Genomic DNA, 24,806 nt, shown 5'->3' on the forward strand with positions numbered 1-24,806 from the left:
AGATATGAGTTTACAGGATATTGCACTGAAAACAGAATATCGTTCCTTTCAGGATAATATCGCGCAGGATTTTTATATCCCCGCTTTGAAGCAGGCCGTCAGATATAAAAGGGCAGTGGGCTTTTTCTCTTCATCCATTTTGTCAATGATAACAGCAGGCTTGTATGAATTTTATCAGCACGAAGGCAAAATCGAATTGTTGGCATCGCCTAAACTTTCAAGAGAAGACATAGAAGCTATTGAACAGGGATATGCTGCAAGAGAAGCTGTTATCGAGCAATCTTTGAGGCGGGAATTATTGGATTATGAAGATTTCTGTACGTTGAATCGCTTGAACTTGCTGGTAAATCTTATTGCTGATGAACGTCTTGATATCAAGATTGTGATGCCAAAAGGCAGAAAAGGTATTGGCATGTATCATGAGAAAGTTGGTCTGCTTGAAGATTCTTTTGGCAATATTGTGGCCTTTTCGGGATCGATGAATGAGAGCGGTAATGCGTTGGGGCAGAATTATGAATCCTTCGATGTCTTTTGTTCATGGCAAGAAGCAGATGCTGCAAGAGTCATGCAGAAATCAGCTGACTTTACTCGCTTATGGTATAATCTTGATTCCCATGCATCGGTGCAAACATTTCCTGAAGTTACATCATATATGGTAGATAAATATCGTATAGGCCCAGTAAAACCGATAAAAGAAATTTATCCTGTATATCATCCTCAGTCAGATGAACAAATCGCAGAAACGGTTGACGATAACGAGGCTAAAGTTGAGTCTCAAAAGTCAGGATTTCAAATCCCTAAGGGATTGAGGCTTTATTCCTATCAGCAGCAGGCAATTGATTCATGGCGGCAGCATGGCTATCGTGGCATCTTTGATATGGCGACAGGAACAGGTAAGACGCTGACTGGATTGGGAGCATTGGCAGCTTTATGTGAGCAGAAGCCGCGTCTGGCTGTTATTATCGTTTGTCCTTATCAGCATTTGGTTGACCAGTGGGATGAGGATATCGAAAAATTCAAGGTGCATCCAATTATCGGACATAGCGCATCACCACAGCATAATTATAAAGAAAGACTCAGACGGGCAGTGTTCAGCTTTAACCTAGAAGCTCGAGATTTTTTCTGCTTTATTTGCACGAATGCGACATTTGCTGCTGATTGGGCACAAGCAGAATTCGCCAAACTGAAGGAACCATCAGTTTTAGTGGTAGACGAAGCACATAATTTTGGTGCTGAAAAATTAATGCAGACGCTGCAGAAGAACTATACCTATCGATTAGCACTTTCCGCGACGATGGACCGACATAATGATCCGGAGGGAACAGAGTGCCTGTATCGATTCTTTGGCGATGTATGCATTCATTATGACCTTGGACGGGCAATTCAAGAAAAAAAGCTTGTGCCGTATGACTATTATCCTGTTGTCATTTACCTCACAGAAACAGAATTGAAAAAATATCAACAGCTGACCATCGAGATAGGTAAAGGCATCTATAAAAAGAAAGGAAAAATCATTGTTACACAAAAGGCTAAAACGCTGCTGCTAAAGAGGTCGCGTATAGTTGCTGGGGCAATGAACAAAGTCGAAAAGCTGCGCGAAATGATGCTAGAATTTAAAGATAAGCATGACATGTTGATTTATTGCGGCGCAGCACAAGTCGGCATAGAAGATGAAAATTTGGATATCCGGCAAATTGATTACATCTCGCGTATGTTGAATTTTGAGTTAGAAATGAGAACGGCACAATTCACATCCAAAGAGTCTATGGACGAAAGAGCTCTGCGGATAGAAGAATTCAAGTCACATGACATACAAGCTCTAGTGGCCATTAAATGTCTTGATGAAGGCGTCAATATCCCGAGTATTCGCACGGCGTTTATTCTAGCTAGTACGACAAATCCGAAAGAATATATCCAGCGACGGGGTCGTGTATTAAGGCGTTATCCAGGGAACGAATCTGCAGTTATCTATGATTTTATTACCTTGCCACGTTCCTTGGACGAAGTTCGAAATTCAGATGCAGCATTAGGGCGGCATGAACTGGCCTTGGTAAAAAATGAGCTCAACAGAATGGTAGAATTCCGTAATCTTGCTAGGAATTTTTATGTATCGGATCATTTGATTGATGAAATAAGGGATACGTACAATATTCCGATAACAGAAACTGAATTTGTTGATGAAAGAGAAGAGTGGGGGTAATCATATGGATGGACAGCAGGATTTTAAAGTTGATCAGGATATTGTCAAACGCTTGATATTCAGGATTATCATGGATGAAAATAAAAACCTGAAATTTCCATACAACCAAAGAACACCTGACAATAAAATGGCGGAGAAGATATACCAAAACATTGTCGATGAAGTTTCAAAGGGGTGAATGACGTGATTATTAAAAGTATGACACTGGAGAATTTCCGCCAGTTTAAAGGTGAATCTACACTGGATTTCGCCACAGATTCTCATAAAAATGTTACTGTCATTATGGGAGAAAATGGTGCAGGGAAGACGACGTTAGAACAGGCTTTTATGTGGTGCCTTTATGGAACAAATACATTTCGGTTAAAGGAACTTATTAATCGTGAAGTACGAGATGCTATGATTAGCGGTGATGAAGAAAGAGTATCCGTGACTTTGATGATAAGCCATAATCAGAAGAATTATAAGATTGTACGTAAACAACGACTGAAAAAACAAGGTGCTCGTTTTGATAAGAATCCGGAGGAGAATTTCTGGGTATATGAGCAGAATGAAAATGGTGACTATACTCCTTTGACTAGTACGAAGGGCGCAGCTATGATTCGTGAATTTCTGCCCGAAGAACTGTCTGGTTTTTTCTTTTTTGATGGCGAACGCTTAGAGCATATGAGCGAAGAATTATTGAACCATGGTAAGAGCAGTAATTTTAAGGGAGCTGTTCGTGGCTTAGTAGGATTAACTGCTATGATGAATGCGATAGAGCATCTCGGCAGAGAGAATTTGAAGAGAAGTGTCATTGGCATGATAAATTCAGAAATCGATGCGCAGGGTGATGTAGATGAGACAGAGCTGAGTTCGCAGATTGAGAAGCTGCAGACGGAGCGTGATAATCAGAATAATCGTCTAGAGGAGATTAAACCGGAACGCGATCGATATCAACAGGATATTGGCATATTTCGAAAAGAATTACAGGATATGCAGGATGGGATCAAGCGCCAAAATGAATATGAAAACTGCAAGGTGAAAAAGGAGCTTGAAGAAGCAGAACAAGAAAAAGCTCGTAAAAGTATATATGAATATTTTGGTAAAAATATTGGCATGTACATTTTGATACCGCTTCTCAGACGAGCATTGAATGAACTAGATGGAGCAAATAAACTGGATAAGGGTATTCCACATATCCATGCCGATACTATAAAATTCCTGCTTGAACGCGGTAAATGCATTTGCGGGACAAATTTAGTAGAACATCCGGAAGCAGTACAACATCTCAATGAATTGATATCTTCGCTGCCTCCGTACAGCATTGGTAATATGATTGGTCAGTATACGGACCGTGCAAGGAGTCAAACACGTGGGGCAAGTGGGTTCGCTAGAGCTTTTCAAGAGCGCATGGCAAATTACGCACAGCATCTAACAAATATTGAAGAAGCAGAGGATCGAATGCATGATCTTGAGAGATTACTGCCTGACCAGGAGAAAGTAAAAAATCTGAATGGACGGATTGCGGATGCAAAAGTAAATGCTAAGCGATTGAATGATGAGATATATCAGCTGTCAGGAAGTGTTCAGGCAAAAGAGTCGCAAATTACGCGATTAGAGGCAGAACGGCTTCATTATAGACAGGCCTCTGTGAGAAATCGTAAACAATTACGGTATTTGGCTTATGCACAGGCAATTAAAGATGAGTTGGAAACGAGTTATAAGAAAAAAGAAGAGCAGGTTCGAGAGAATCTTGAAAACTGCATCAATCAGATTTTTGAAGATATCTATGATGGCGGTATACAGATTTCAGTCAGTGAGAACTATAATATTGCGACTACCGTTATTGATACCGATGCATCAAGCGGCGATGAAATAGAAAAAAATACGGCGCAAAGCTATGCTATCATTTTTGCTTTTATTGCGGGAATCATTAAAATGGCTAAAGAGAGCAGAGAAGTAACAGGCGAGAAGATTTATCAGGAAGATGAAGGCTTCCCACTAGTCATGGACGCACCACTTTCGGCATTTGATAAGGACAGAATCAAGAAAATCTGTACTGTCTTACCGCATATTGCTGATCAGGTTATCATTTTCATCAAGGATACTGATGGTGAGATTGCCGAAAAATACATGCAGGATATTATTGGTAAGAAATGGCTCTTAGAGCAGGAAACGAAAACCCGCTCTACTGTTGTAGAAAGGGCGTGTGTATAATGTTCGATAAAAATGTTGTTTTTACAGGGAAACATGCCGAATATCTTCGAGCATTAGCACAAGGCAGCAGTAAACCCGATCCCAATCATGATTGGCCTTTTAAAATGAATTATCAAGTCCTAATGGCTGCTCCAGTTATTGGCTTCTTGTATCATCGTTTCAGCTCAAAGGACAATGACAAAAACATACAAGAAAATAAAATATTCGTTGAGCAGCTTATCAATAATATCGACCAGTTGGAACTCATCTATCGAACTATTGTACTTTTAGCACAGCAAGATAGTGTCTCTTTGGATGAACGAATGAATCGCGCATTCCGCTATGACCGTGATGAAGAGAAGCGTAGCAAAGGTGATGAAATTTTTAAAGGATATGTTCGTGGTGGTATAGAGGTCCTTTATGAGCAGCTGATTCAAGGCGCTGAAACAAAAAGTGACGATATTCAGAGATTGCAGGATTTTGTAGTTCTTTGCGGCCAGTTTGAGCATGAAGATGATCCAGAGTGCATCTATAAATTCTGCAGGGAAGCAGGTATTTAAGGGATTGAGGGGAAAGAATCATGGAAAACAAGAACATATCCGATTTGACGGAACTCATTAAGCAGATTGAAGCTAATGAAATACTGCTTCCGGATTTTCAGAGAGAATTTGTTTGGAAAGATGTAGAACAGCAGAAACAATTGGTTGCCTCAGTCCTGGCACGTATGCCAATTGGCAGTATCCTGCTTCTCCAGTCTTCTAATCCAAAAGAATTTTCATCAAAGGCCTTGGGCAGAAAGCAGATTATCAATACAAGCGAACTTGGCGGCAATGTCGAGTACCTGTTAGATGGACAGCAACGTATGACTGTACTGACTAATGTTTTCTCAAATGCCATATTTCAGGGATTGACCTCTGTCAATGATTTAGTAGCACCAATGGCCTTGAAACGACGTTTTTTTATCAAACTGCCAAAGTGGAAATCTGCTGAGGATAGTGAAGAGGATATCTTTGGTTTTCATGACCTGAATTTTCCTACAGAAAATCTTGGTGAAAATCCGACATATCTGTCGGGTGATATCATGCCGAACTTAGAAGCTATAGAATTTAATAAGAATGATGGCAAGGCATTTAATCCCTTTACTCCAGAAGAAAAAGCAAAGTCGAATGACTTAGCGAAATTCTGTACCAGCAAAGACGATTACTATCGGATCCCACTCCATCTGATTGGCTCGAATGATAAGAAAAATATCAATAAGATGACACGCATCAAAACCGAAATCAAGAACGATTATATTTCGGATATGAAAGATCATTATGATGCCCTGCATGAAGATGAGCAGCAGGCGTTCATAGCAAAATATGAGGAAGGAATCGATGAGGATAGAGATTTTAGCACTTCTCTAGGTGAGGTATTTGAGACTTGGTGGTCGTCATTCAGCGAATATCTGAAGGACTGCATCAAGAATATCATACTGAATCAGATTGTTGTATCGGAAGCGCAAAGAGGTAGGGCCATTGATATTTATGAAAATTTGAATCGCGGTGGCGTCAGTCTCAATACCTTTGACTTGATGACAGCAAAAGTAGCAGTGGTCAGTTCAGAAGGTCTGTATCAAAGACTTATTGAGTATATTCAGAAACCTAAGGAAATTGATAAGACTGTTGTCCCAGAATGTATGGAGGCAGAAGTTGCCAAACTGACGGATTATAATGCTTCCCTGAGACTTGGCTGTTATAACGAAAATAATAATACGATTGCTTCGAAGTATTTGAACGCTTTTCTCGATATCATATCGCTTCGCTGTTATAATCCAAATTTTGACCCAGCCAATTTTAATCAGGATTATCTCAAACAAACGAAAATACTGAATCTCAGCCCTGAGGTTATCAATAATAATGTTGAGGATGTCTGCAGGGGCATCGATAGAGCATGCTACTTCCTCCAGACTCGCTGTGGCATACGCAAATTGTCAGAAGTGAACAATCTCTTTATTCTCGTATTGCTGGCGTACATCTTCATTAAAGATAAGTGGTTCCATGATAAGAAGGTACATGACTTACTAGAGGCCTGGTACTGGTGCGCCATTTTCGGCGGCGAATTCGATAAGGATCAAAACAAGAACTTTATCAAGAATATTCAGTTGCTGACAAAGACCTTGGTAAATCCGAAGGATATCGACTGGCTGAAGGATCTAAAGGGAAAAATTCTTCAAGTAGAAGATTACTCTGATAAAGCTCTGCTGCTCTATGACAAGGTCGATAAGGAACGTTATCCTAAAAGGAATCTCGTGGATTATGTTTGTCAGTACTTCTTGTCTAAGACATATCGTAGTATGTTTGATCATGAAGAAGAGATCAGTACATTCTCAGAAAAAGCAAAATCGGATGATACGCTATTAGAAGCCCATCATATCATTCCTTTGGGGTCGGTAAAGAAAATAGGGCAGGTGTCTGGTGCTTTGCGGAAAGATCTTCGTAGTATCTATAATTCTCCTCTCAATTTTATATACATTACGAAAAAAGATAATAACGCCATTTCGGATAAAAGCGTCAATGAGTACATCAATCAGATTACGCCAGAAGCTAAGCAAAGCCTGATGCTGACGCAATTCACAAATGATCAGTATACAAAGGAGGACGTGAAGAAATTTCTTTCGGGACGTTTTGACAGTTTACAAGGATCAATCTGCGAAAGAGTGGGACAGTTGCTGGATGGTATTGCCTGAATGACATTGATAATCCGACAAGAATACACAACATTTGATAAGGTAAAATATATTTCGCAAATTCAATTTCATAAAAAATAGACATAGTCTATTGCCGCTAGTACAATTAAGTTACCACACCAAATTCGTAAGGAGGTAATAGGCCATGTCTGGTAACATTATACAACTTAACGAGGATCTTATAAAGAATAATTTAAAGGATCTTGTACGCGACAGCGTAGACCAGAAGGCGTACAAGCACATCGAAGAATGGCGTCAGCGTCCTTTAACGGTAGAATACCCATACGTTTACGTCGACGGCATTCTGATAATGGTCTCCCTTGATGACGGAAAACATGTGGATTCCTACGATGTGTCACAGCTTAAGAAAGCATGGTGACGCTGATTTAACCTTTCAACGATAGGCATACCTTTTAACGATAGCAGATAAGGGGTGTCGCTTTTGACCACAGCAAGCCCAGCAGCATATCAGTACAGGGGCACAGACGCGCTCCTGAAGTGGTAAACTAAAATTGGACACGGAGGGGGTAATTTTTGGACATACGGTGTATACTGTACGGATAGTACGAAATTAATTATCGGACAGAAATTCTCCCTCACAGGACAGGAGGTTTGCCGTGAAGTACACAAAAGAACAGAGATTGGACATTGGCCGCCGCATTTACGACGGCGGAATCAGCCGGTATGAAGCTGCAGAGGAATACGGTATCAATGAGCAGACGGCACGGAATTACATGAGAATGTACCGGGATGCCAACCAGTTGCCGCCCAGGCAGGGACGAAGAAGCATCTGTGCGCCCTCGTTCAAGAAAGCTCCGGCAGAGCTGGATGAACTGAAGGCGATGACAAAGGAAGAACTTATCCAGGAACTAATCAAGGCCAAGATAACCGAGGCACGGCTAAAAAAAGGCTACGAGGTGAAGGGGGATGGTACTGTAATTCTGTACGGCAACAAGATTATCAAGTAATCATGGAACTATCCAGAGAAATTCCGGTGAAGCTTCTTTGCAAGACAATGGGCATCCAGAGGAGCAGTTTCTACGCTTGGAAAAAACATCTTTCTCAGCCGTCGGGCAAAGAAAAGCGCCTTTTGAGCAACGTCCTGCTGTTCCAGGAGTACCATTGGAAGTATCCATCGCACGGCTATCGCTGGCTGAACGCCAAGATACGGTTGGACAAAGAGATTGTCCTGTCCGATCCCTATGCCCACAAATGCTGTCGGATTGCGGGAATCAAGAGCAAATCCAAGCACTACAGGTACAAGAAGGCTGGCGATCCAGCGCGGATATTTCCCAACCTGCTCATGTCTGAAATGCAGATCGATGGGCCAATGCAGTGCATCGTGAGTGATATGACCGCTTTTTATGTGAAAGGCATCTACCATGAACTGACTCTTTATATGGATCTATGGAACAATGAGATTGTCAGTCATTCCCTCTCTGCAAAACGCGGTGATCGCATGACTTACATCAGCGGACTGGAAAATCTGATTGAGTGGCAAAAACGGCATCCGGAGCACCAAATGGTTCTCCATTCTGACCAGGGATCGGTCTACGCCTCCAAAGCCTACAACGAGCTGTTGCCCATGTACGGCATCACCCGATCCATGTCACGTGCCGGGACCCCCACAGACAATGCCGCTATGGAGTCCATCAATGGATCAAGGCGGAGCTGTTCATGGACTTGCATGTGACCGGCGAGAAACCGGTCAAGGAGGAGGTGGATGACTACATTCTTTTCTTCAATGAACAGAGGCCAGCCTATTCCTTAGGCTACCTGACGCCGAAGCAGTATCGGGAACGTCACACGCCCATCTGCTGATCTCATCTGCATTATCGATGGCATGGTTTGTCTAACAAGCTTGAAGGATGTCAGAAAAGTTGATGAATCTTGTACATCGATTCGTTTTTTATGCCTGATTTTTTTAGTTTTGTGTCCAATTTTTGTTGACAAGTGCACTCCCGTTCTATGCCCTGAAACATCTTTTAACGATAGGTGTCACAGAAAACACGGAAAAGGGGTATTTAAACACATGAGTGAATACAAGCCGCCGTTCCACACGACGGACAAGATTACCAACTTAGTTGCCGCTATCAGCGAGCAGATCGGCAGGATCAAAGTGCTCTCGCATGGCAATCTGAATCCGCATCTGAGAAAAGAAAACAGGATACGGACAATTCATTCGTCGCTTGCCATCGAGCATAATTCCCTTTCTCTTGAACAAGTTACGGCTATCGTTGATGGAAAGCATATCCTTGGAAACCCGAATGAAATCCGGGAAGTGAAGAATGCTTACGACACATACGAGATGATGCTTTCGCTGGATCCCTATTCTGTGAAAGATTTGCTGAAGGCTCATAAGATGATGATGGAAGGCTTGATTCCGGAGAATGGGAGATTTCGCTCCGGAGGGGTAGGCGTGTTTGATGGAGATGTAGTCGTCCATATGGCTCCTCCTGCAAGACTTGTACCTGGAGAAATTCAGGATCTGTTCGACTGGTACAAATGCTCCGAAATTCACCCTCTGATCCGCAGTACAATCTTCTATTACGAGTTTGAATTTATCCATCCGTTTGCGGACGGAAATGGCCACATGGGCAGGATGTGGCATAGTCTGCTTCTGGGAAAATGGAATGAGATATTTTACTGGCTGCCGATAGAAGAACTGATTCGTTCCCGACAGCAGGAGTACTATGACGCCCTCGGCAAATCAGACCGGGAATCTGATAGCAGCGCATTTGTCGAGCTCATGCTGGAAATCATCCTGGATACTCTGCGAGAAACGACAGTTGTCGGGAATGGTGACGAGACGGTTAAGAAGACAAATCCTTCAGTACAGAAATTGCTTGATGTTCTCGGTGACGAGGAATTGTCCGCTGCTCAAATCATGGAGAGGCTTGATCTTTCTCATAGACCAACGTTTCGCAAGAACTATCTGAATCCGGCATTAGCACAAGGAGTTATCGAAATGACAATTCCCGACAGGTCTAACAGCCGAAATCAGAGATACAGGAGAAAATAAATTGATCGCTGACCGACCAAGATAAGCGACTAAGATACCGACCAAGTTAACGGCATACTGGGCCTAGACCTTGATCATAAGCCGATCGAGCAGAGGAGAGCAGGTCGAGACGATGGCCTCCCTCCTGCCCGCCGTATGATTAGGTAGAAAAGTAGATGGACATGTTCCCGCGAACGGAGAGCGCGTAGAAAAACACTTATTTTCTGCCTTGACCAGTTCCCGCAAACGAGCGGAGCTAATTGAGGGGCCGCGACATCCAGCTCAGGCCGTCGAGCCACGTGGAGACCGTAGCATTGATGTCAAATTGATATGGGTAGTGCTGTATTGTCTTTGTGCCTAAATCTATATGCCAAGGAATATAAGATTCAAAATGAAGTAAGCCAGCATAGAAATGCAGCAAATGTGTTGTGGGTTATCCGAGAAGAGTATGTTTCCTTATTAGTTGATTTTGAAGTGCTTGAAGATAGTGAGATACAAAAAAAGAGAGATGTTCTTTGTAATAAAGTTTCAGAAGTCAACAATAATTATCCTGCAACTGATAAGAAAAGCTACAGGGCTGCGCAGAAGGCTTTGCAAAAGGAAGAAGAACAGACTTTTAAGGAGAACGAGGTTGATTCCATTTTGCCTAATGGAATTGATAAATATTGAAAAACATTCAGATATGCGCCACAGCAGTAAGAACCGATACATCGAATTGTTTGCGGTTGTAAAAGACGGCGGGCACCTTGTCAGGTTCCGCGTTGTTGCGAAAGAAGGGGATAAGAATAGCGGAGAATTTAAAGTTAGAGCTTTTACGTCAACAGATACGGCTCTCGTAAAAAAATAAGAATAACGATAACGTATATAAACACATATAAAAGAATGTTTTCATTACTTCCGATAATTTATACTTATCGGAACCTATAGTACGAAAGCATGTATTTGTTAATAATTGTTTAATATTTGTTTCTTTGTCGTAGTAATTACCTTATGTATCTTCACATCGAAATATTCAATTAAGGTCTCATTATCTTCCAGTGTCTCACTTTGAGCCAACTGTTTCAGTCCAGATGGCATGAGGATTGGACGTCGTACCGATGGTACGCTTCCGGCCATTTCTGCTCCCTGCCTCAGTTCAAAGTAAGTAGGCACAATCCCGTTCTTCTTGCCGGATTGCCTATTATAAAAGACGGTCCCCCATCTGAATCGTATCAGGCAGGGAACCGAATCGATAGGTAATCTTATAATTTACCGACGGTAGCACCGTAGATGGCAAATTCATCTTTGCCGTTGAATCCCAAGACTCCATTGAGCTTGTCATCATCGTAAGCACCGAGTGCGCAGACGCCAATCTTTACGGTCTGCGCCGCCAGGTACAGGTTCTGGCAAACGTGGCCGGCATCGAGGAACAGATAGCGGTAAGCACGGCTGCCAAAGAGATAAGTCATGCGCTCCGGCACGGCACTCCAGACAAAGGTTACCGCATTGTTCTTAGCCATGTTCTGCGCGCGGAAACACGAGCAGAATGCCTCGCCCATTTCTTCCGCTGTTTTAAGCGGCAATAAGGCGTGCTCAAAAGCGAGGTAGCGATAAAGTCCCGGCTTTATGCCCTTGACATTCTGGATAAAAAGATACGTCTCAAAGGCATGACGCGCGCCAGCCGACGGCACATTGCGTTTGCTCGCTCCCTTTGGCAGTCCCATCTTGACGCCCTGGCTGCACCAGAGCAGATAAGAAAGTTCCCTTATTGTCAGCGGCACCTGACTGTACTGGCGCACGGACGCGCGCAACTCGATAACCTCAAGGAAGTTGACAGGCATATCCGGCAGCAGTTCCGGCTCTGGCAGCGGAATGATTTTCGATCCCGCTGCCACGGCCTTTTCAGGGGCTGGCGGTTCTGCGCCTTCCAGCTTGGGCACGCTTGGATTCTTCGCTATTGTCGTTGCGGCCAAAAATTCCTGCGCAATCGTATCATCGTTCATAGCAAACCTCGCTTACATATCCGGGCGAACGCCAGTCTTGCCCGTGAACTGGTGATAGCTTCCACCTTTGCGGCGGCTCATGAGCTCGTTGAGCAGCTGGTCCGGCGTGAGCTTATGATAAGCAAGCAGTACGAGACAGTGATACCAGAGGTCACCCATCTCGTAGAGAACTTCCTCGGGCGCCTGATTTTTCGAAGCAATGACCGTCTCAACGGCTTCCTCGCCAACTTTTTTTAGAATTTTATCCTGTCCCTTATCAAACAGGTAATTCGTATAGGACCCTTCGACCGGATTGAGCTTGCGGTCCTGAATGACGTTGTAGAGGTCATTTAAGACTGTCGCCAACGATACCTGCGGTTCAGGCGGTACGACTGCCACGCCTTTTTCCTCATCGCCGACGAGCTTGCGCCCGCTAAAGCAGGTATATGTACCCGTATGGCAGGCAACACCAGTCTGATGAACGCGCACGAGCAGCGTATCGCCATCACAGTCGTAGGAAATTTCGCGAACCTTTTGCTTGTTGCCCGATTCTTCGCCTTTGTTCCAGAGTTTCTGGCGGCTGCGGCTAAAGAACCAGGTATAGCCCGTCTCAATTGTTTTCTTGATGGATTCCTCATTCATATAGGCCATCATGAGAACCTGACCGTTCTCTTCCTGAATAATCGCTGGGACCAGGCCTTTTTCATCAAACTTTATCATGGAAATGTCAATGTTTTTATCCATCAGAATCTTACCTCCACGCCACGAGATTTCAGATAATCCTTAACTTGCCGCACCGTGAACTGACCATAGTGGAATACCGAGGCCGCAAGCACCGCATCAGCCTTGCCAAGCGTCAGCACATCGTAGAAGTGCTCGAGTTTGCCGGCACCGCCCGATGCAATGACCGGCACGTTTACCGCCTCGGAAACCGCCCGCGTCAAGGCGATATCGTAGCCGTCCTTCGTACCATCAGCGTCCATGCTTGTGAGCAGGATTTCGCCAGCACCGAGCCGCACGGCCTTCCTGACCCATTCGATGCAGTCAATGCCTGTCGGTGTGCGGCCGCCGTTGATATAGACTTCCCATTTGCCCTCGCCTGCGCGGCGCGCATCGACGGCGAGCACAACGCATTGGCTGCCAAACTTTTCTGCTCCCTCGCGGATGAGCTCAGGATTCTTAATGGCCGCCGTGTTCAGCGAAGTCTTGTCGGCACCTGCTTTCAGCATGCGGCGCATATCCTCAACCGAGCGGATTCCGCCCCCCACTGTAAAAGGAATAAACACCTGTGAGGCACAGTCCTGTGCGACCTGCACCATCGTATTGCGTTCTTCGTTGGAAGCCGTGATGTCGAGAAAAACGAGCTCATCGGCGCGTTCTTCATCGTAGCGCGCAGCCAGCTCCACCGGGTCGCCTGCATCGCGCAGGCCGACAAAATTGGTTCCTTTGACCACACGGCCATCTTTGACGTCAAGACAAGGAATTATCCGTTTCGTATACATTTTAATCCTCCTTGGCGGCAATTTCAATAGCCTGTTGTAAATCAAGCGTGCCCATATAAATCGATTTGCCGACGATTACACCTTCAATGCCGTCTTTTTCATAAGGCTTAAGGGCCTCGATATCCGTTGTTGATTTGACGCCGCCCGAGGCAACGATACGTACTCCACTCTCGCGAGCCAGTTCAGCCGTGGCCTTGACATTGATGCCTTTGAGCGTGCCATCACGCGAAATGTCCGTATAGATGATGGTTTTGACGCCAGCTTTCTTCATCTCTTTGGCCAGCGTCGTAACATCCACATTTCCAGAGACGCCCCAGCCATCAACGGCGACAATACCATCTTTTGCATCGATGCCGACAACGATTCGTTCCTGGTATTTTTTACAGGCTTGCCGAACCAGTTCCGGGTCTTTTACTGCTACAGAGCCAAGAATAACACGCTGGACGCCTAGAGAAAGAACCGTGTCGATGTTTTCCATGGTGCGTATTCCGCCGCCCAATTCTACCGGAATCGATACGGAGTCCAAAATCCTTTTTACGGTTTCCAGATTTTCTGGATGCCCGGCGCGGGCACCATCCAAATCAACGAGATGGAGATATTCTGCCCCTTGCTTCTCCCATTGACGAGCCATTTCTTCCGGCCGATCGGAAAATACGGTTTCTTGATTAAAATCTCCTTTTAGTAGGCGGACACATTTTCCTCCGCGGATATCAATTGCAGGGAAAATAAGCATGACAGATCTCTCCTTTTCTCATGATCGGCAGAAAAACGGCGCATTACGTTTCGATAAAGTTTTTCAGCAATTGCAGACCGACATCACCGGACTTTTCCGGATGAAACTGTGTTGCCTGAATCGGCCCTTGCGCTACCGAAGCCGTCAGGTTTTCGCCATATTCGGTAACAGATGTGATAATATGCGGGTCATCGGGAACAGCATGATAACTGTGTACAAAGTAGACATACGGAGCATCTCCTAGTCTCCGAAACAGATCTGTTTTTTGGCGCGGTGAAGTGATCTTCAGACTGTTCCAGCCCATGTGCGGGACTTTCAGTCCATCTGCCCGGATTTTCCGTACGGTCCCTTTCAGCAGTCCCAGACCGGCTACACCCGGCGATTCCTCACTGCCGTCAAAGAGAATCTGCAGACCAACACAGATCCCCAGCAGTGGTTTTTGATGGGAAAGGGACTCCCGGATAGAAGGAATAAGTCCCGATCGGGTTAAATTTTTCATGCAGTCGCCAAACGCACCAACACCCGGCAAAACAAGCTGGTCAGCTGCAGAAATCTCTTCGGGGCGATTGGTGATTTTGGCATCTGCGCCGAGAAAGGTAAAGGCTTTTTCTACGCTGAAGAGATTGCCAACCCCGTAGTCAATAATCGCTATCATTTTTGTCCCTCCCAGTTCAAAGCATCCCCTTGGTTGACGGGATTCCGCTGTTGCGCGGATCGTGTTCCAGCGCATGTCGAAGGGCATGTCCTAATGCTTTGAAGATCGCTTCAATCTTATGATGCGAATTCGTTCCATAAAGGATCTTTACATGCAAGGTAATTCCGGCGTGTACGGCAAAAGCTCGCAGGAATTCTTCCGTGAGCTCCGTATCAAAGCCGCCGATCATTGGGGCCATCTCTCCCCCGTCGTATACAAGATAAGGACGACCGCTGATATCCAGTGATATCAATGCTAACGTTTCATCCATCGGCAGATAAAACGTACCATATCGGCAGATCCCCGCTTTGTCGCCGATGGCCTGATAGAAAGCGTCGCCAAGGGCAATACCGATATCCTCTACGGAATGATGTCCGTCAACGTCAAGATCCCCGTCACAAGCCAGGGTCAGGTCAAACAGGCCATGTGCGGTCAGGAGATTCAGCATATGGTCAAAAAAACCAATGCCCGAGTGAATGGCTCCTTTTCCGCAGCCATCCAGATTCAATATCAGTTTAATCGATGTTTCTGCCGTTTTCCGTTCGACAGAAGCTGTTCGAACCTTATTCATGCTCGTTCCTCCACAAATGCCTTAACAGCATCATACCATATGTCGTTTTCTTCCCTTAGGCCGATGGAAATACGAATGCAGTCTCTCAAACCGGAATCTTTCCCAAAGCAGCGTACACCTATTTTTTTGCTTGCCAGATATTCTGTGAGCAAAGCCGCTTTGGAATAACGGATGAGCAGAAAATTCGTTTCCGATGGATAGACGATTACTCCCGGCAGTTTATCCAGCATAGTGCTCATTCGTTTGCGCTCAGCGACGATCATCTGGATGCGCGGCACATATTCGTGACGCATCTGATAGACAATATCGGCGGCGGCCAGAGAAAGCGAGTTCATATGATATGGCATAAATGCCTTTTCGATCATCGATACGATGCGTTCATCAGCCAGCATATAGCCGACACGGGCTGATGCCAGTGCATACGCCTTGGAAAAGGTGCGGGCTATGATCAGATTCGGATGATCGTGCAAAAGCGCAGCTGCCGTATGGCCGAAAAATTCCATATAGGCCTCATCGATCAACAGAGCACAATTGGGATGGATATGATCGGCAATATATTCGATATCGCTGACTGAGAACCCGTTGCCGGTTGGATTGTTCGGATTGCAGATCACTGCCAGCCCGGCTTTCTGCCCGTTGACCGTTTCCGTAAAGGCTTCAACATCCATAGAATAATCGTCGTTCAACTGAAAAGGTATTCCTGTCGCCTGAGCAGCCTGAGCATAAATGGGATACATAGAAAAAGATGGTGCCGGGTAGACAATTTTGCGCAGCTTGTTTCCGCCAAAGCAATAAAAAAGCTTTTCAATGATTTCACTGGATCCATTGCCCAGCAAAATATTTTCTTTCCGAATACGGTGATTTCTGGCAATCTGATCGCACAGCGCATCGTATTCTTCCGTTGGATACCGGTTGTAGGCCAGACAGGAAAGGCGTCCCATCAGGCGTTCTTCAACGACCGGTGGTAAATTCATATTGCATTCATTGGCATTGACCTTGATATCCCAATCTTGTTCTCTGGTATTATACACGGGGATATCTTTCAATCCGTTGCGATATTTTAGCATAGAGAATTATTTCCTCCTCAGACGAATGGCATTCGCATGTGCCTGCAGGCCTTCTGTTTCTGCCAGGCGGATAATGTCACTGCTGACATCGGAAAGTGCTGGCTGAGTATACGAGATAATACTTGTCCGTTTCATAAACGTTTCCACATTCAGCACGCTATAATACCGGGCAGTTCCTCCTGTCGGCAGGACATGATTGGGACCGGCAAAATAATCGCCGAGCGGCTCGGGCGAATAGGCGCCGAGAAATACAGCACCGGCATGGCGCACATAAGGCAGAAGCTGAAAGGGCTGCTCGGTCAAAAGTTCCATATGCTCTGGTGCAGAAACATTGGCAAAATGAAGCGCCTGTCGCATATCCTCGGCAATGACAATCAGACCATTGCGATCTAAAGAAGCCTGTGCAATTTCGCGTCGTGGGAGGTCTGCCAGTTGCTTTTCGAGTTCTTTTGCGACACGTTCTGCCAGCCCGGCATCATCGGTAATGACAATGCTGGATGCCAGCGGGTCATGTTCTGCCTGACTAAGCATATCTGCTGCCGTATATACCGGATCTGCAGTTTTATCCGCGAGAATCAGGATCTCGCTTGGGCCGGCAAGCATATCGATATCCACATGACCATACACTTCTTTTTTAGCCAGCGTAACAAAAATATTTCCCGGGCCGGTGATTTTATCGACGCGAGGTATAGTTTCTGTACCAAAGGCCATGGCAGCAATTGCCTGTGCTCCGCCGATCTTGTAAATCTTTTTGATTCCGGCTGCTCGGGCTGCGACCAGAACATACGGATTGATTTTTCCGTTTTTAGGCGGCACCATCATGATGATTTCACGAACACCGGCAACAACAGCCGGCATGGCATTCATAATCACGGATGATGGATAGGCTGCCGTACCGCCGGGAACGTAAATTCCCACACGATCCAAGGGAATGATCGCCTGTCCAAGAATAGAACCGGCATCCCGGTACGTCATCCAGGATTTTGGCTTCTGTTCCTGATGATAGCGACGCACATTTTCCGCTGCCTTTTGCAAAGAAGCAACAACATCAGGATCCGCCTCATCCTTCGCTGCCTGAAATTCTTCTTCGGTCACGAGAAAATCTTCTGGTGTAAAACGGACCCGGTCGATCAACTCAGTATAATGAATGACGGCTTTGTCGCCCTCATTTCGTACATCACGGACAATCTGGCGCACCAGCTCGGCAGCGCTCATATCCCTGCCGAAAAGTTTCCGATTTGCCTCCCGGATTTTAGGATTCAGTTCAACCTGATCAAAAGCCGCCTTCGTCAAAAGCCGTTCAATTTCCTGTTCTCCTGCCTCTTTTGCATTGACAATCTTCATTGTGCCACAGCCTCCCTTTCCAAAATCCGATGTAAATCCGTGACCATCTCATTGATCCGGTCAAATTTCAATTTAAAGCTTACGCGGTTGGCTATCAATCGGGCTGTTGCCTCCTGAATGGCGACAATTTCTTCCAGATTATTTTCCTTCAGCGTTGTTCCCGTTTCTACGATATCTACGATGCTTTCCGATAAGCCGACAATGGGTCCAAGCTCGATGGAGCCGTTGAGTTTGATATACTCCATCTGCATGCCATGTCGATTGAAAAATCGTTCGGCAATGTGCGGAAACTTTGTTGCTACCCGTGTATGATTGTAGTCGGTAAGCTTTGCACGCTTTTCCGTTTTTGGAACAGCCATCATCAGATGACAGCGGCCGAACCCAAGATCCAGCAGTTCATAAACGTCTTTGCCCGATTCCAGCAGAACATCTTTCCCAATGACACCGATGTCAGCAGCACCATATTCTACATAAGTAGGAACATCCGCTGTTTTTGATACAATGAACTTGATTTTTTTTTCTTCGTTGGCAATCACAAGCTTACGGGATTTATCCGATAATCCTTCTGCTGTATATCCTATTTTTTCAAACAGGTTTGCCGATAAGCCAAAGAGCTTTCCTTTTGGCAGTGCAATGGTCAAGTACTCGTCGTGATTCAACTGCATGAGCGACCTCCTGTATCCTGTTTTTTGTCTTTAACATTTTAAAGTAATAATTTGTAACAATGTTAACATGGAAATAAAATTCCGTCAAGTATATCGGTTAATTTTTTTCATCGGCATATCGAAGCAGACAAAGCTCCCTGCAGTCGACCGGGGATGGCGGCGTATGATGCAGGGAAATAATTTCAGCCTCACGCTTCATGCCAATAGCGGTTAGCTTTTCTGCGCCAATGGATGGATGAGCCAAATAAATAAACAAAGCATGCCTAAATCTCCCGTGTTGAGCAGCTGCCCAACGCCGGGCAAACTGCGGTCTCCACCACATCATCAAAACGGCAAAGACCTTGCCCCAGATATCCATATCTCCCTTCTGACGGCCGATATCATGCAGGAGAGCACAGCGAATCAGCAAATCCCGATCGATGGAGGGATCTGCTGCAATGTCACATAAAACAGCGGCACTGCGGGCGACCCGAAATGCGTGATACTGGTCAGCCGGATGCATGGCATCAAAAAGCGACACGGCTTCTGCAGGCAGATACTGCGTAATTTTTTCCCGATCTTCTGAGCTTAGCCGCCCGGTTATGGCGTAGTAAAACTGCCGAATACGCTGCAGTATCATGACAGATATACCAGTTCTTTATACCCTTTATCCTTCTGAGATATAGCCGCAGCCTCCCGTGTTTGCGGAATCAGGGCAATTTCGACAACATCTCCCTGACAGCGCAGCTCCTCTGCTTTTTTTACCGCATCTCCTGCTTTTCCCTGCGCGTATCCCAAATAAATATCTTTGGGACGTACGGGCTTTTTCAAATTTTGCCGCTCCAATGCCAACAGAATCCGCTCAATGCCCAAAGCAAATCCTGTAGCCGGGCAAGCGCTGCCGAAATCAGAAAGCAGATGATCGTAACGACCGCCGCCGCAAAGCGGGAATCCCAGACCGCGGGTATATGCTTCGAATACCATCCCTGTGTAATAATTGAAATCGCGTATGATCCCCAAATCAAAACGCACATATTTTGTCAGCCCATACGCATCCAGAAGATGATATATCTCACATAGGTTATCCAATGCTCTGCGGCTCTGCTCATTCAGTGCAAAACCATACGCGTCTTTCAGCATATCTTCACCGCCATTGAGCAGCGGAAGTTTCTTCAGCACTTCTTTGGCATTTTCCGGCAATGCCAGATGGTCTATCAGATCGCCAAAGGCCACCAAATCCCGCTTTTCCATGGCATCTTTTAGTTTTTCCTTCATTTTCGGAGGAAGCTGGTATTGCTCCATGATTCCATTGATGAATTCTACCTGTCCCAGACAAAGTTGAAAATCTTTTAATCCGGAACACATCATTCCACGAATGGCCAATGCGATAACCTCGGCATCGGCAAACGCACTGGTGCTTCCCATCAGTTCGACACCAGCTTGATGAAATTCGCACTGCCGACCGGTCTGAGTCTGTTCATAGCGGAAAACGCTGCTGATATAAGAAAGTTTCATCGGTAAAGGATAATCCTGAAGCCTGCTGCTAACCAGACGGGCAATAGGCGTAGTCATTTCATGACGAAGCGCCAGAGTGCGGTTATTCCGGTCAAAGAGTTTGAATAGATGCGGTTCCAGACTATGACTGCTGCCGAGTGTCAGATTGTCGAGATATTCGATCGTCGGTGTAACGACTTCATCATAGCCCCATTCCGTGAACAGTTCTGCTAATTTTGTTTCAATAGCACGTTTCCCCGCTGCTTCATTGGGAAGGAAGTCGCGTGTTCCATAGGGAATTTCCAATACATTTTTATTTTTTTCCATCCGTTTTGCTCCTCATTTGCTCGCTGGTTTTCTTCGGCTTCATTTCGTTATCGAACGTGAACACGCCTTGGGATCGGTCAGTCTCTGCAGAACGACCTTATAGCCGTCTGCGCCATAATTCAGGCATCGCTTTACCCGGCTGATCGTCGCCGTACTGGCACCAGTCTGCTCAACAATTTCATCATAAGTGTGTCCTGCCTGCAGCATACGTGCCACTTCCAAACGCTGCGCCATGGATTTCCATTCACTGATCGTGCAGATATCCTCAAAAAACTGATAACATTCTTCCATATTTTCCAAAGATAAGACAGCCTGACACAACTGATCATTCAATGGATCTCTGAGTTTGGGATTTATCATGAACGTCATCCTCCCTTATATATTTTAAGTTCTTTCTTTCTTTATTCCTTTAGTCTGTGAAAATAATTATAGCATAGTAGAGGAGAAAAGAAAAGCCCTTCCCCCGCAAAAATGGGAGGAAAGGCAAACAGAGAGTAACACGCTGTCAGTTCCTGAGTAAAAACTTCACCTGAGCATTCGTTCCCGGTGGAATATCAAACGTAAGGCCGGATGGGATGGATAATTTGATTACAAAACGCCCATCGGTAATGGTTGCAGGGTCAGCTTCATGTCCGGAGGAAGAGGCATCCGTCATCGCGTCAGATGTTCCGGCACGATCACTATCCTCAGAGGAAGCCGGATCCAGAATATCCTGAACAGAGCCTTGAAGTTCATGACCGTTGATGGTATAGGTTACAAACTGGCCGAGACGTATCTTTTGCGCCTGTTCTTCTGGCAGACGCGCTTCAATCCAGGCGTCATCAGGATTCTGAATGTTGGCCAGCATTTGGTCGGCTTTGAGCGAAGCACCTTCCTGCAACGCATCTTCCAAAAGAACGGTGCCGGAAACCGGTGCAAGGATCTCCGTAGATTGCTGATCTTCTTTTGCATTAGCAAGCGCAGCTTCTGCTTGTTTTACCTGAGCCTCTGCCTGTTTGATGATCTCCGGATTGACCGGAACGGCCGTGACAGAGGGTGCTGAAGGGGCTGATGCCGATACACCAGACTGGTTTGCGGCGGCCTGCGCGCTGTAGTAATCTGCTGCCGCTTCATCGCGCTTGACAGCACTGACCGCACCCATGCTGTAAAGTTCATTCATGCGCTGCATGCGCGCATAGGCCTGGGCTGCACGCTGCTGCGCACCGGCATCGACAGTTGGCTGGGGCGTGGGACTGGTTGGTAATGTAACCTTGGTCCCCTTTTGAAGCTGCTCCAAATTTTGTTTGGTCAGTGCCAGGTTTTGCTCCAGCTGCTGAATCTGTTCCTCGGTAATGCCGGGATCTATGACCGCAATAACATCGCCGGCTTCCACATGATCGCCATCCGCTACTTTTAGATCAGTGATGGTTCCTGCCGCTTTGGTCCGGACAGCGGTGGTCTTGCCAGCGACATGCGCATCATAAACGGTAAGATAATTATTATGATGCTGATAATAGTAGACACCGGCACCAGCAGCAACAGCCAGTATAATCAGGCTCAGCAGCCCGATTCGGGTATATTTTTTTGCCTTGTTTGTAATATCGACTTCCACTGTGGAATCCTCCATGCAAAAGAAGATAGAATACCTCCCCCGAAAAAGAGGGAGGTATTCTATTTCTTCCCGTTTATTTAGCCAATCTGTGCCTTGATGATTTCCACGGCCTTATCAAATGCTTTGGGCAGATCCTCCGCATTTTTGCCGCCGGCCTGCGCCATATCCGGGCGTCCGCCGCCGCCACCGCCGACAACAGCAGCAGCCTCTTTGATGATTTTTCCAGAATGAATGCCTTTTTTCACGACATCCTTTGATGCCTTTACGACCAGATTCACCTTTCCGTCGCTAACGCATCCCAGAACCACGACACCGCTTTCAATTTTTCCGATCACCATATCCGCCAGTTCACGCAACGCATCCATGCCGTGGACATTGGCTTTTCCTGCAATAACATGGATCCCCTGAATCTCCTGTACGCCTGCAACAAGCTGCTGTGCATCCGCTTTTTCTTGCATCGATGCCACCTGCGCCAGCTTGCTTTCCATCTCTTTGGCAGAGGATTGAAGTCTGGATATAGCGGAAGGGACCTCTTCTTCGGAAGTCTTCAGCGCAGATGCTGCTTGAGACAACAAGCCCATTTTCTCTTGTACAAAATCCAGCGCAGCTTTGCCTGTAATCGCTTCGATGCGGCGTACCCCCGAAGCGATCCCGGATTCGCTGACAATTTTGAACATGCCGATCTGGCCGACATTTTTTACGTGCGATCCTGCACAAAGCTCCATGGAGAAACCAGGAACTTTAACTACACGAACCACATCGCCATATTTTTCCGAGAACAATGCCATTGCACCGGCTGCCTTGGCTTCCTCCAGGCTCATCTGCGAAATTTCAACATCTATGCCCTGAAGAATTTTCTCGTTGACCAGCGCTTCCACATCAGCCAGCTGCTGAGGTGTAACCGGTTCAAAGTTTGTAAAGTCAAACCGAAGGCGTTCCGGTGTAACGGAAGATCCTGCCTGGTTAACCTGATCGCCGACCACTCGCTTCAAAGCAGCCTGCAGCAAATGTGTCGCGGTATGGTTGCGAGCCGAAGCGAGTTTCTTTACCTGATCGATTTCAATGCGGACCGTCTCGCCGACTTTGAGCTGCCCTTCTTCCACATAGGCAACATGATAAACCGTACCGTCCGGCAGCTTTTTCGCATTGACCGCCTTGATGCGGCCAAGCTCGCTGATGAGCAGCCCTTCGTCGCCGACCTGCCCACCGCCTTCTGCATAGAAAGGCGTTTTATCCAGAATAATGCCGGCTTCTTCCCCATCGTGGATTTCATCGACCAAACGCCCGTCCTTCCAGATCGCGACAACCTTGCCCTCATGGGCTTCCGGGTCAACAGTCAGCTTGCTGACATCTATGCTTGAAAGATCCGGAACAGCAACCCGGGTATTTTCTGCGCGGGCATTACGGGCGCGCGTGCGCTGTTCTTCCATCGCCTGATCGAATCCGGCCTTATCCAAATCCAAGCCATGTTCATGCAGGATTTCTTCCGTTAATTCCCAAGGAAAACCAAAGGTATCGTAAAGGCGGAAGCCGATTTTTCCGTCCAGTTCTGTCTTTCCGGCAGCTTTCACCGTCTGAATTTCACCATTAAGAAGCTCGATGCCCTGATTCAGCGTAGCGGCAAAGCGATCCTCTTCGATGCTGATGACTTTTTTGATGTACTCTGCCTTTTGGACCAGCTCTTCAAAATCTCTGGCATCACGATAAATGTCGACTACAGCATCCACTGCTCCCTCAAGGAATTTATTCGTTATGCCGAGCATACGTCCATGACGTACCGCACGGCGCAGGATGCGGCGCAAGACATATCCGCGTCCTTCATTGGACGGCAAAATACCATCCATAATCATAATGGCCATGGACCGTGCATGGTCAGCAATGACCTTCAATGAGATATCCGTCGTTTCGTCTTTGCCATAGGTAACACCAGCAGTTTTTGCTGCATATTCAATAATCGGATAGAGCAAATCCGTCTCAAAATTTGTTTTTTTGTTCTGGACAACCGATGCCAGGCGCTCCAGTCCGCAGCCCGTGTCGATGTTTTTATGTGCGAGGTTCTTATACGAGCCGTCTTCCTGACGATCATACTGCGTGAATACGAGGTTCCAGATCTCCAAATAGCGATCGCAGTCGCAGCCAACGGCACAGTCAGGAGAACCGCATCCGCGTTCCTCGCCGAGATCGATATAGATCTCAGAATCCGGTCCGCACGGGCCAGGTCCGATTTCCCAGAAATTATCATCCAGTTTAACGATATGATCCTGTGGGAATCCCGGCTGAGCCTTCCAAATGGCAATAGCCTCTTCATCATCAGGATAGACCGTGACCCAGAGTTTATCTTTTGGCAGCTCAATGACTTCCGTCAGGAATTCCCACGCCCAGGGAATCGCCTCTCCCTTGAAATAATCACCAAAGGAAAAGTTGCCGAGCATTTCAAAGTAAGTCTGATGGCGGGCGGTACGACCGACATTTTCAATATCACCCGTACGAACACAACGCTGACTCGTCGTCACACGCGTGCGGGGCGGCTTCATTTTGCCGGTGAAAAACGGCTTCAGCGGAGCCATCCCTGCGCCGATCAGCAACAGCGTCGGATCATCTTTTGGGATCAGCGAGAAGCTCGGAAGGCGAAGATGCCCCTTCTTTTCAGAAAAAAACTGCAAATACGCTTCACGCAGTTCATTGCCACTCATATACTTCAAAAAAATCTACCCCCATAAATAGGTATTTTCAGCAATTGGTTCATTGCTGCATTTGCACAATATCTAGTTGCT

General features: G+C 46.2%; 26 protein-coding genes. 12 read left to right on the forward strand and 14 right to left on the reverse strand.

Features of this window, described 5'->3' with window-relative positions; all coding sequences use genetic code 11:
- Positions 1-4 precede the first annotated feature (4 nt).
- The 12 genes from FYJ78_RS03675 to FYJ78_RS12725 all read left to right on the forward strand — a co-directional run bounded on the left by FYJ78_RS03675 (position 5) and on the right by FYJ78_RS12725 (position 10,951).
- Entirely contained in the window at positions 5-2,200 is a 2,196-nt protein-coding gene (locus FYJ78_RS03675; protein ID WP_154620066.1) for a DEAD/DEAH box helicase family protein, read from the forward strand.
- 4 nt (positions 2,201-2,204) lie between these two features.
- The gene (locus tag FYJ78_RS03680; RefSeq protein ID WP_005839169.1) at positions 2,205-2,378 is read left to right on the forward strand and encodes a hypothetical protein; all 174 of its coding nucleotides are present in this window, start codon (positions 2,205-2,207) and stop codon (positions 2,376-2,378) included.
- 5 nt (positions 2,379-2,383) lie between these two features.
- Complete coding sequence (locus FYJ78_RS03685) at positions 2,384-4,396, forward strand: AAA family ATPase (RefSeq protein ID WP_154620067.1); 2,013 nt, start codon at positions 2,384-2,386, stop codon at positions 4,394-4,396.
- The gene (locus FYJ78_RS03690; RefSeq protein WP_154620068.1) at positions 4,396-4,935 is read left to right on the forward strand and encodes a hypothetical protein; all 540 of its coding nucleotides are present in this window, start codon (positions 4,396-4,398) and stop codon (positions 4,933-4,935) included. The genes FYJ78_RS03685 and FYJ78_RS03690 overlap by 1 nt, the downstream gene beginning before the upstream one ends.
- A 20-nt stretch (positions 4,936-4,955) precedes the next feature.
- Positions 4,956-7,103 carry a DUF262 domain-containing protein gene (locus tag FYJ78_RS03695; RefSeq protein ID WP_154620069.1) on the forward strand — a complete coding sequence of 716 codons (2,148 nt, stop codon included), beginning with the start codon at positions 4,956-4,958 and terminating at the stop codon, positions 7,101-7,103.
- Positions 7,104-7,248: 145 nt separating this feature from the next.
- A complete protein-coding gene (locus FYJ78_RS03700; RefSeq protein ID WP_154620070.1) occupies positions 7,249-7,482 on the forward strand; it encodes a hypothetical protein in 234 nt (77 codons plus the stop codon).
- A 238-nt stretch (positions 7,483-7,720) separates the two neighbouring features.
- Positions 7,721-8,071: a transposase gene (locus tag FYJ78_RS03705; RefSeq protein WP_328597626.1), complete on the forward strand. Its 351-nt coding sequence runs from the start codon at positions 7,721-7,723 to the stop codon at positions 8,069-8,071.
- Positions 8,072-8,073: 2 nt separating this feature from the next.
- Entirely contained in the window at positions 8,074-8,796 is a 723-nt protein-coding gene (locus FYJ78_RS03710; protein ID WP_235899813.1) for a DDE-type integrase/transposase/recombinase, read from the forward strand.
- Positions 8,781-8,924, forward strand: a complete 144-nt coding sequence (locus tag FYJ78_RS12900; RefSeq protein WP_235899815.1) for an IS3 family transposase — start codon at positions 8,781-8,783, stop codon at positions 8,922-8,924. The genes FYJ78_RS03710 and FYJ78_RS12900 overlap by 16 nt, the downstream gene beginning before the upstream one ends.
- A gap of 211 nt (positions 8,925-9,135) precedes the next feature.
- Positions 9,136-10,125: a Fic family protein gene (locus FYJ78_RS03715; RefSeq protein ID WP_154620071.1), complete on the forward strand. Its 990-nt coding sequence runs from the start codon at positions 9,136-9,138 to the stop codon at positions 10,123-10,125.
- 309 nt (positions 10,126-10,434) lie between these two features.
- Positions 10,435-10,773 (forward strand): SLATT domain-containing protein, encoded by a 339-nt coding sequence (locus tag FYJ78_RS03720; protein WP_235899816.1) that lies wholly within the window; start codon positions 10,435-10,437, stop codon positions 10,771-10,773.
- On the forward strand, positions 10,754-10,951 hold the full coding sequence (locus FYJ78_RS12725) for a hypothetical protein (RefSeq protein ID WP_195847848.1): 198 nt from the start codon (positions 10,754-10,756) through the stop codon (positions 10,949-10,951). Before FYJ78_RS03720 ends, FYJ78_RS12725 begins: the two co-directional genes overlap by 20 nt.
- A 394-nt stretch (positions 10,952-11,345) precedes the next feature.
- On the opposite strand, the gene FYJ78_RS03725 is transcribed toward FYJ78_RS12725, so the two are convergent.
- From FYJ78_RS03725 to alaS, 14 genes are all read right to left on the reverse strand, one after another.
- On the reverse strand, positions 11,346-12,086 hold the full coding sequence (locus FYJ78_RS03725) for a SagB/ThcOx family dehydrogenase (protein WP_154620072.1): 741 nt from the start codon (positions 12,084-12,086) through the stop codon (positions 11,346-11,348).
- A 12-nt stretch (positions 12,087-12,098) separates the two neighbouring features.
- The gene (gene hisIE, locus FYJ78_RS03730) at positions 12,099-12,809 is read right to left on the reverse strand and encodes a bifunctional phosphoribosyl-AMP cyclohydrolase/phosphoribosyl-ATP diphosphatase HisIE (protein WP_154620073.1); all 711 of its coding nucleotides are present in this window, start codon (positions 12,807-12,809) and stop codon (positions 12,099-12,101) included.
- Positions 12,809-13,567, reverse strand: coding sequence for an imidazole glycerol phosphate synthase subunit HisF (hisF, locus tag FYJ78_RS03735; RefSeq protein WP_154620074.1), 759 nt, complete (start codon positions 13,565-13,567; stop codon positions 12,809-12,811). Before hisF ends, hisIE begins: the two co-directional genes overlap by 1 nt.
- A 1-nt stretch (position 13,568) precedes the next feature.
- A complete protein-coding gene (gene hisA, locus FYJ78_RS03740; protein ID WP_154620075.1) occupies positions 13,569-14,300 on the reverse strand; it encodes a 1-(5-phosphoribosyl)-5-[(5-phosphoribosylamino)methylideneamino]imidazole-4-carboxamide isomerase in 732 nt (243 codons plus the stop codon).
- A gap of 43 nt (positions 14,301-14,343) precedes the next feature.
- Entirely contained in the window at positions 14,344-14,955 is a 612-nt protein-coding gene (hisH, locus tag FYJ78_RS03745; RefSeq protein WP_154620076.1) for an imidazole glycerol phosphate synthase subunit HisH, read from the reverse strand.
- Between the two features lie 16 nt (positions 14,956-14,971).
- The gene (hisB, locus tag FYJ78_RS03750) at positions 14,972-15,565 is read right to left on the reverse strand and encodes an imidazoleglycerol-phosphate dehydratase HisB (protein WP_154620077.1); all 594 of its coding nucleotides are present in this window, start codon (positions 15,563-15,565) and stop codon (positions 14,972-14,974) included.
- Entirely contained in the window at positions 15,562-16,632 is a 1,071-nt protein-coding gene (gene hisC, locus FYJ78_RS03755) for a histidinol-phosphate transaminase (RefSeq protein ID WP_154620078.1), read from the reverse strand. The genes hisB and hisC overlap by 4 nt, the downstream gene beginning before the upstream one ends.
- A 6-nt stretch (positions 16,633-16,638) precedes the next feature.
- Positions 16,639-17,976, reverse strand: a complete 1,338-nt coding sequence (gene hisD, locus FYJ78_RS03760) for a histidinol dehydrogenase (RefSeq protein ID WP_154620079.1) — start codon at positions 17,974-17,976, stop codon at positions 16,639-16,641.
- Positions 17,973-18,641, reverse strand: coding sequence for an ATP phosphoribosyltransferase (gene hisG, locus FYJ78_RS03765; protein WP_154620080.1), 669 nt, complete (start codon positions 18,639-18,641; stop codon positions 17,973-17,975). The genes hisD and hisG overlap by 4 nt, the downstream gene beginning before the upstream one ends.
- Before the next feature lie 97 nt (positions 18,642-18,738).
- On the reverse strand, positions 18,739-19,260 hold the full coding sequence (locus tag FYJ78_RS03770) for an HD domain-containing protein (RefSeq protein ID WP_154620081.1): 522 nt from the start codon (positions 19,258-19,260) through the stop codon (positions 18,739-18,741).
- Complete coding sequence (hisZ, locus tag FYJ78_RS03775) at positions 19,257-20,441, reverse strand: ATP phosphoribosyltransferase regulatory subunit (protein ID WP_154620082.1); 1,185 nt, start codon at positions 20,439-20,441, stop codon at positions 19,257-19,259. The genes FYJ78_RS03770 and hisZ overlap by 4 nt, the downstream gene beginning before the upstream one ends.
- A gap of 39 nt (positions 20,442-20,480) precedes the next feature.
- A complete protein-coding gene (locus FYJ78_RS03780) occupies positions 20,481-20,801 on the reverse strand; it encodes a YerC/YecD family TrpR-related protein (protein ID WP_154620083.1) in 321 nt (106 codons plus the stop codon).
- Between the two features lie 145 nt (positions 20,802-20,946).
- Positions 20,947-22,032, reverse strand: a complete 1,086-nt coding sequence (locus tag FYJ78_RS03785) for an HlyD family secretion protein (RefSeq protein WP_195847849.1) — start codon at positions 22,030-22,032, stop codon at positions 20,947-20,949.
- Positions 22,033-22,109: 77 nt separating this feature from the next.
- Positions 22,110-24,725, reverse strand: coding sequence for an alanine--tRNA ligase (gene alaS / locus FYJ78_RS03790; RefSeq protein ID WP_195847856.1), 2,616 nt, complete (start codon positions 24,723-24,725; stop codon positions 22,110-22,112).
- Positions 24,726-24,806 lie beyond the last annotated feature (81 nt).

It is taken from the genome of Wylensekiella montiformis (assembly GCF_009697385.1).
GTDB lineage: Bacteria > Bacillota > Negativicutes > Selenomonadales > Selenomonadaceae > Selenomonas_A > Selenomonas_A montiformis.

What these genes read in the sequence shown, in the direction of transcription:
- FYJ78_RS03700 (WP_154620070.1), top strand. Translation starts at nt 7,249, where the DNA reads ATGTCTGGTAACATTATACAACTTAACGAGGATCTTATAAAGAATAAT.
- FYJ78_RS03710 (WP_235899813.1), top strand. Translation starts at nt 8,074, where the DNA reads ATGGAACTATCCAGAGAAATTCCGGTGAAGCTTCTTTGCAAGACAATG.
- hisB (WP_154620077.1), bottom strand. Translation starts at nt 15,565, where the DNA reads ATGAATAAGGTTCGAACAGCTTCTGTCGAACGGAAAACGGCAGAAACA.
- FYJ78_RS03720 (WP_235899816.1), top strand. Translation starts at nt 10,435, where the DNA reads ATGGGTAGTGCTGTATTGTCTTTGTGCCTAAATCTATATGCCAAGGAA.
- hisC (WP_154620078.1), bottom strand. Translation starts at nt 16,632, where the DNA reads ATGCTAAAATATCGCAACGGATTGAAAGATATCCCCGTGTATAATACC.
- hisD (WP_154620079.1), bottom strand. Translation starts at nt 17,976, where the DNA reads ATGAAGATTGTCAATGCAAAAGAGGCAGGAGAACAGGAAATTGAACGG.
- FYJ78_RS03690 (WP_154620068.1), top strand. Translation starts at nt 4,396, where the DNA reads ATGTTCGATAAAAATGTTGTTTTTACAGGGAAACATGCCGAATATCTT.
- hisA (WP_154620075.1), bottom strand. Translation starts at nt 14,300, where the DNA reads ATGCTTATTTTCCCTGCAATTGATATCCGCGGAGGAAAATGTGTCCGC.
- FYJ78_RS03675 (WP_154620066.1), top strand. Translation starts at nt 5, where the DNA reads ATGAGTTTACAGGATATTGCACTGAAAACAGAATATCGTTCCTTTCAG.
- FYJ78_RS12900 (WP_235899815.1), top strand. Translation starts at nt 8,781, where the DNA reads ATGGACTTGCATGTGACCGGCGAGAAACCGGTCAAGGAGGAGGTGGAT.
- FYJ78_RS03715 (WP_154620071.1), top strand. Translation starts at nt 9,136, where the DNA reads ATGAGTGAATACAAGCCGCCGTTCCACACGACGGACAAGATTACCAAC.
- hisH (WP_154620076.1), bottom strand. Translation starts at nt 14,955, where the DNA reads ATGATAGCGATTATTGACTACGGGGTTGGCAATCTCTTCAGCGTAGAA.
- hisZ (WP_154620082.1), bottom strand. Translation starts at nt 20,441, where the DNA reads ATGGAAAAAAATAAAAATGTATTGGAAATTCCCTATGGAACACGCGAC.
- FYJ78_RS12725 (WP_195847848.1), top strand. Translation starts at nt 10,754, where the DNA reads ATGGAATTGATAAATATTGAAAAACATTCAGATATGCGCCACAGCAGT.
- hisF (WP_154620074.1), bottom strand. Translation starts at nt 13,567, where the DNA reads ATGTATACGAAACGGATAATTCCTTGTCTTGACGTCAAAGATGGCCGT.
- FYJ78_RS03780 (WP_154620083.1), bottom strand. Translation starts at nt 20,801, where the DNA reads ATGATAAATCCCAAACTCAGAGATCCATTGAATGATCAGTTGTGTCAG.
- FYJ78_RS03770 (WP_154620081.1), bottom strand. Translation starts at nt 19,260, where the DNA reads ATGATACTGCAGCGTATTCGGCAGTTTTACTACGCCATAACCGGGCGG.
- alaS (WP_195847856.1), bottom strand. Translation starts at nt 24,725, where the DNA reads ATGAGTGGCAATGAACTGCGTGAAGCGTATTTGCAGTTTTTTTCTGAA.
- FYJ78_RS03695 (WP_154620069.1), top strand. Translation starts at nt 4,956, where the DNA reads ATGGAAAACAAGAACATATCCGATTTGACGGAACTCATTAAGCAGATT.
- hisIE (WP_154620073.1), bottom strand. Translation starts at nt 12,809, where the DNA reads ATGGATAAAAACATTGACATTTCCATGATAAAGTTTGATGAAAAAGGC.
- FYJ78_RS03725 (WP_154620072.1), bottom strand. Translation starts at nt 12,086, where the DNA reads ATGAACGATGATACGATTGCGCAGGAATTTTTGGCCGCAACGACAATA.
- FYJ78_RS03680 (WP_005839169.1), top strand. Translation starts at nt 2,205, where the DNA reads ATGGATGGACAGCAGGATTTTAAAGTTGATCAGGATATTGTCAAACGC.
- hisG (WP_154620080.1), bottom strand. Translation starts at nt 18,641, where the DNA reads ATGCAGTTGAATCACGACGAGTACTTGACCATTGCACTGCCAAAAGGA.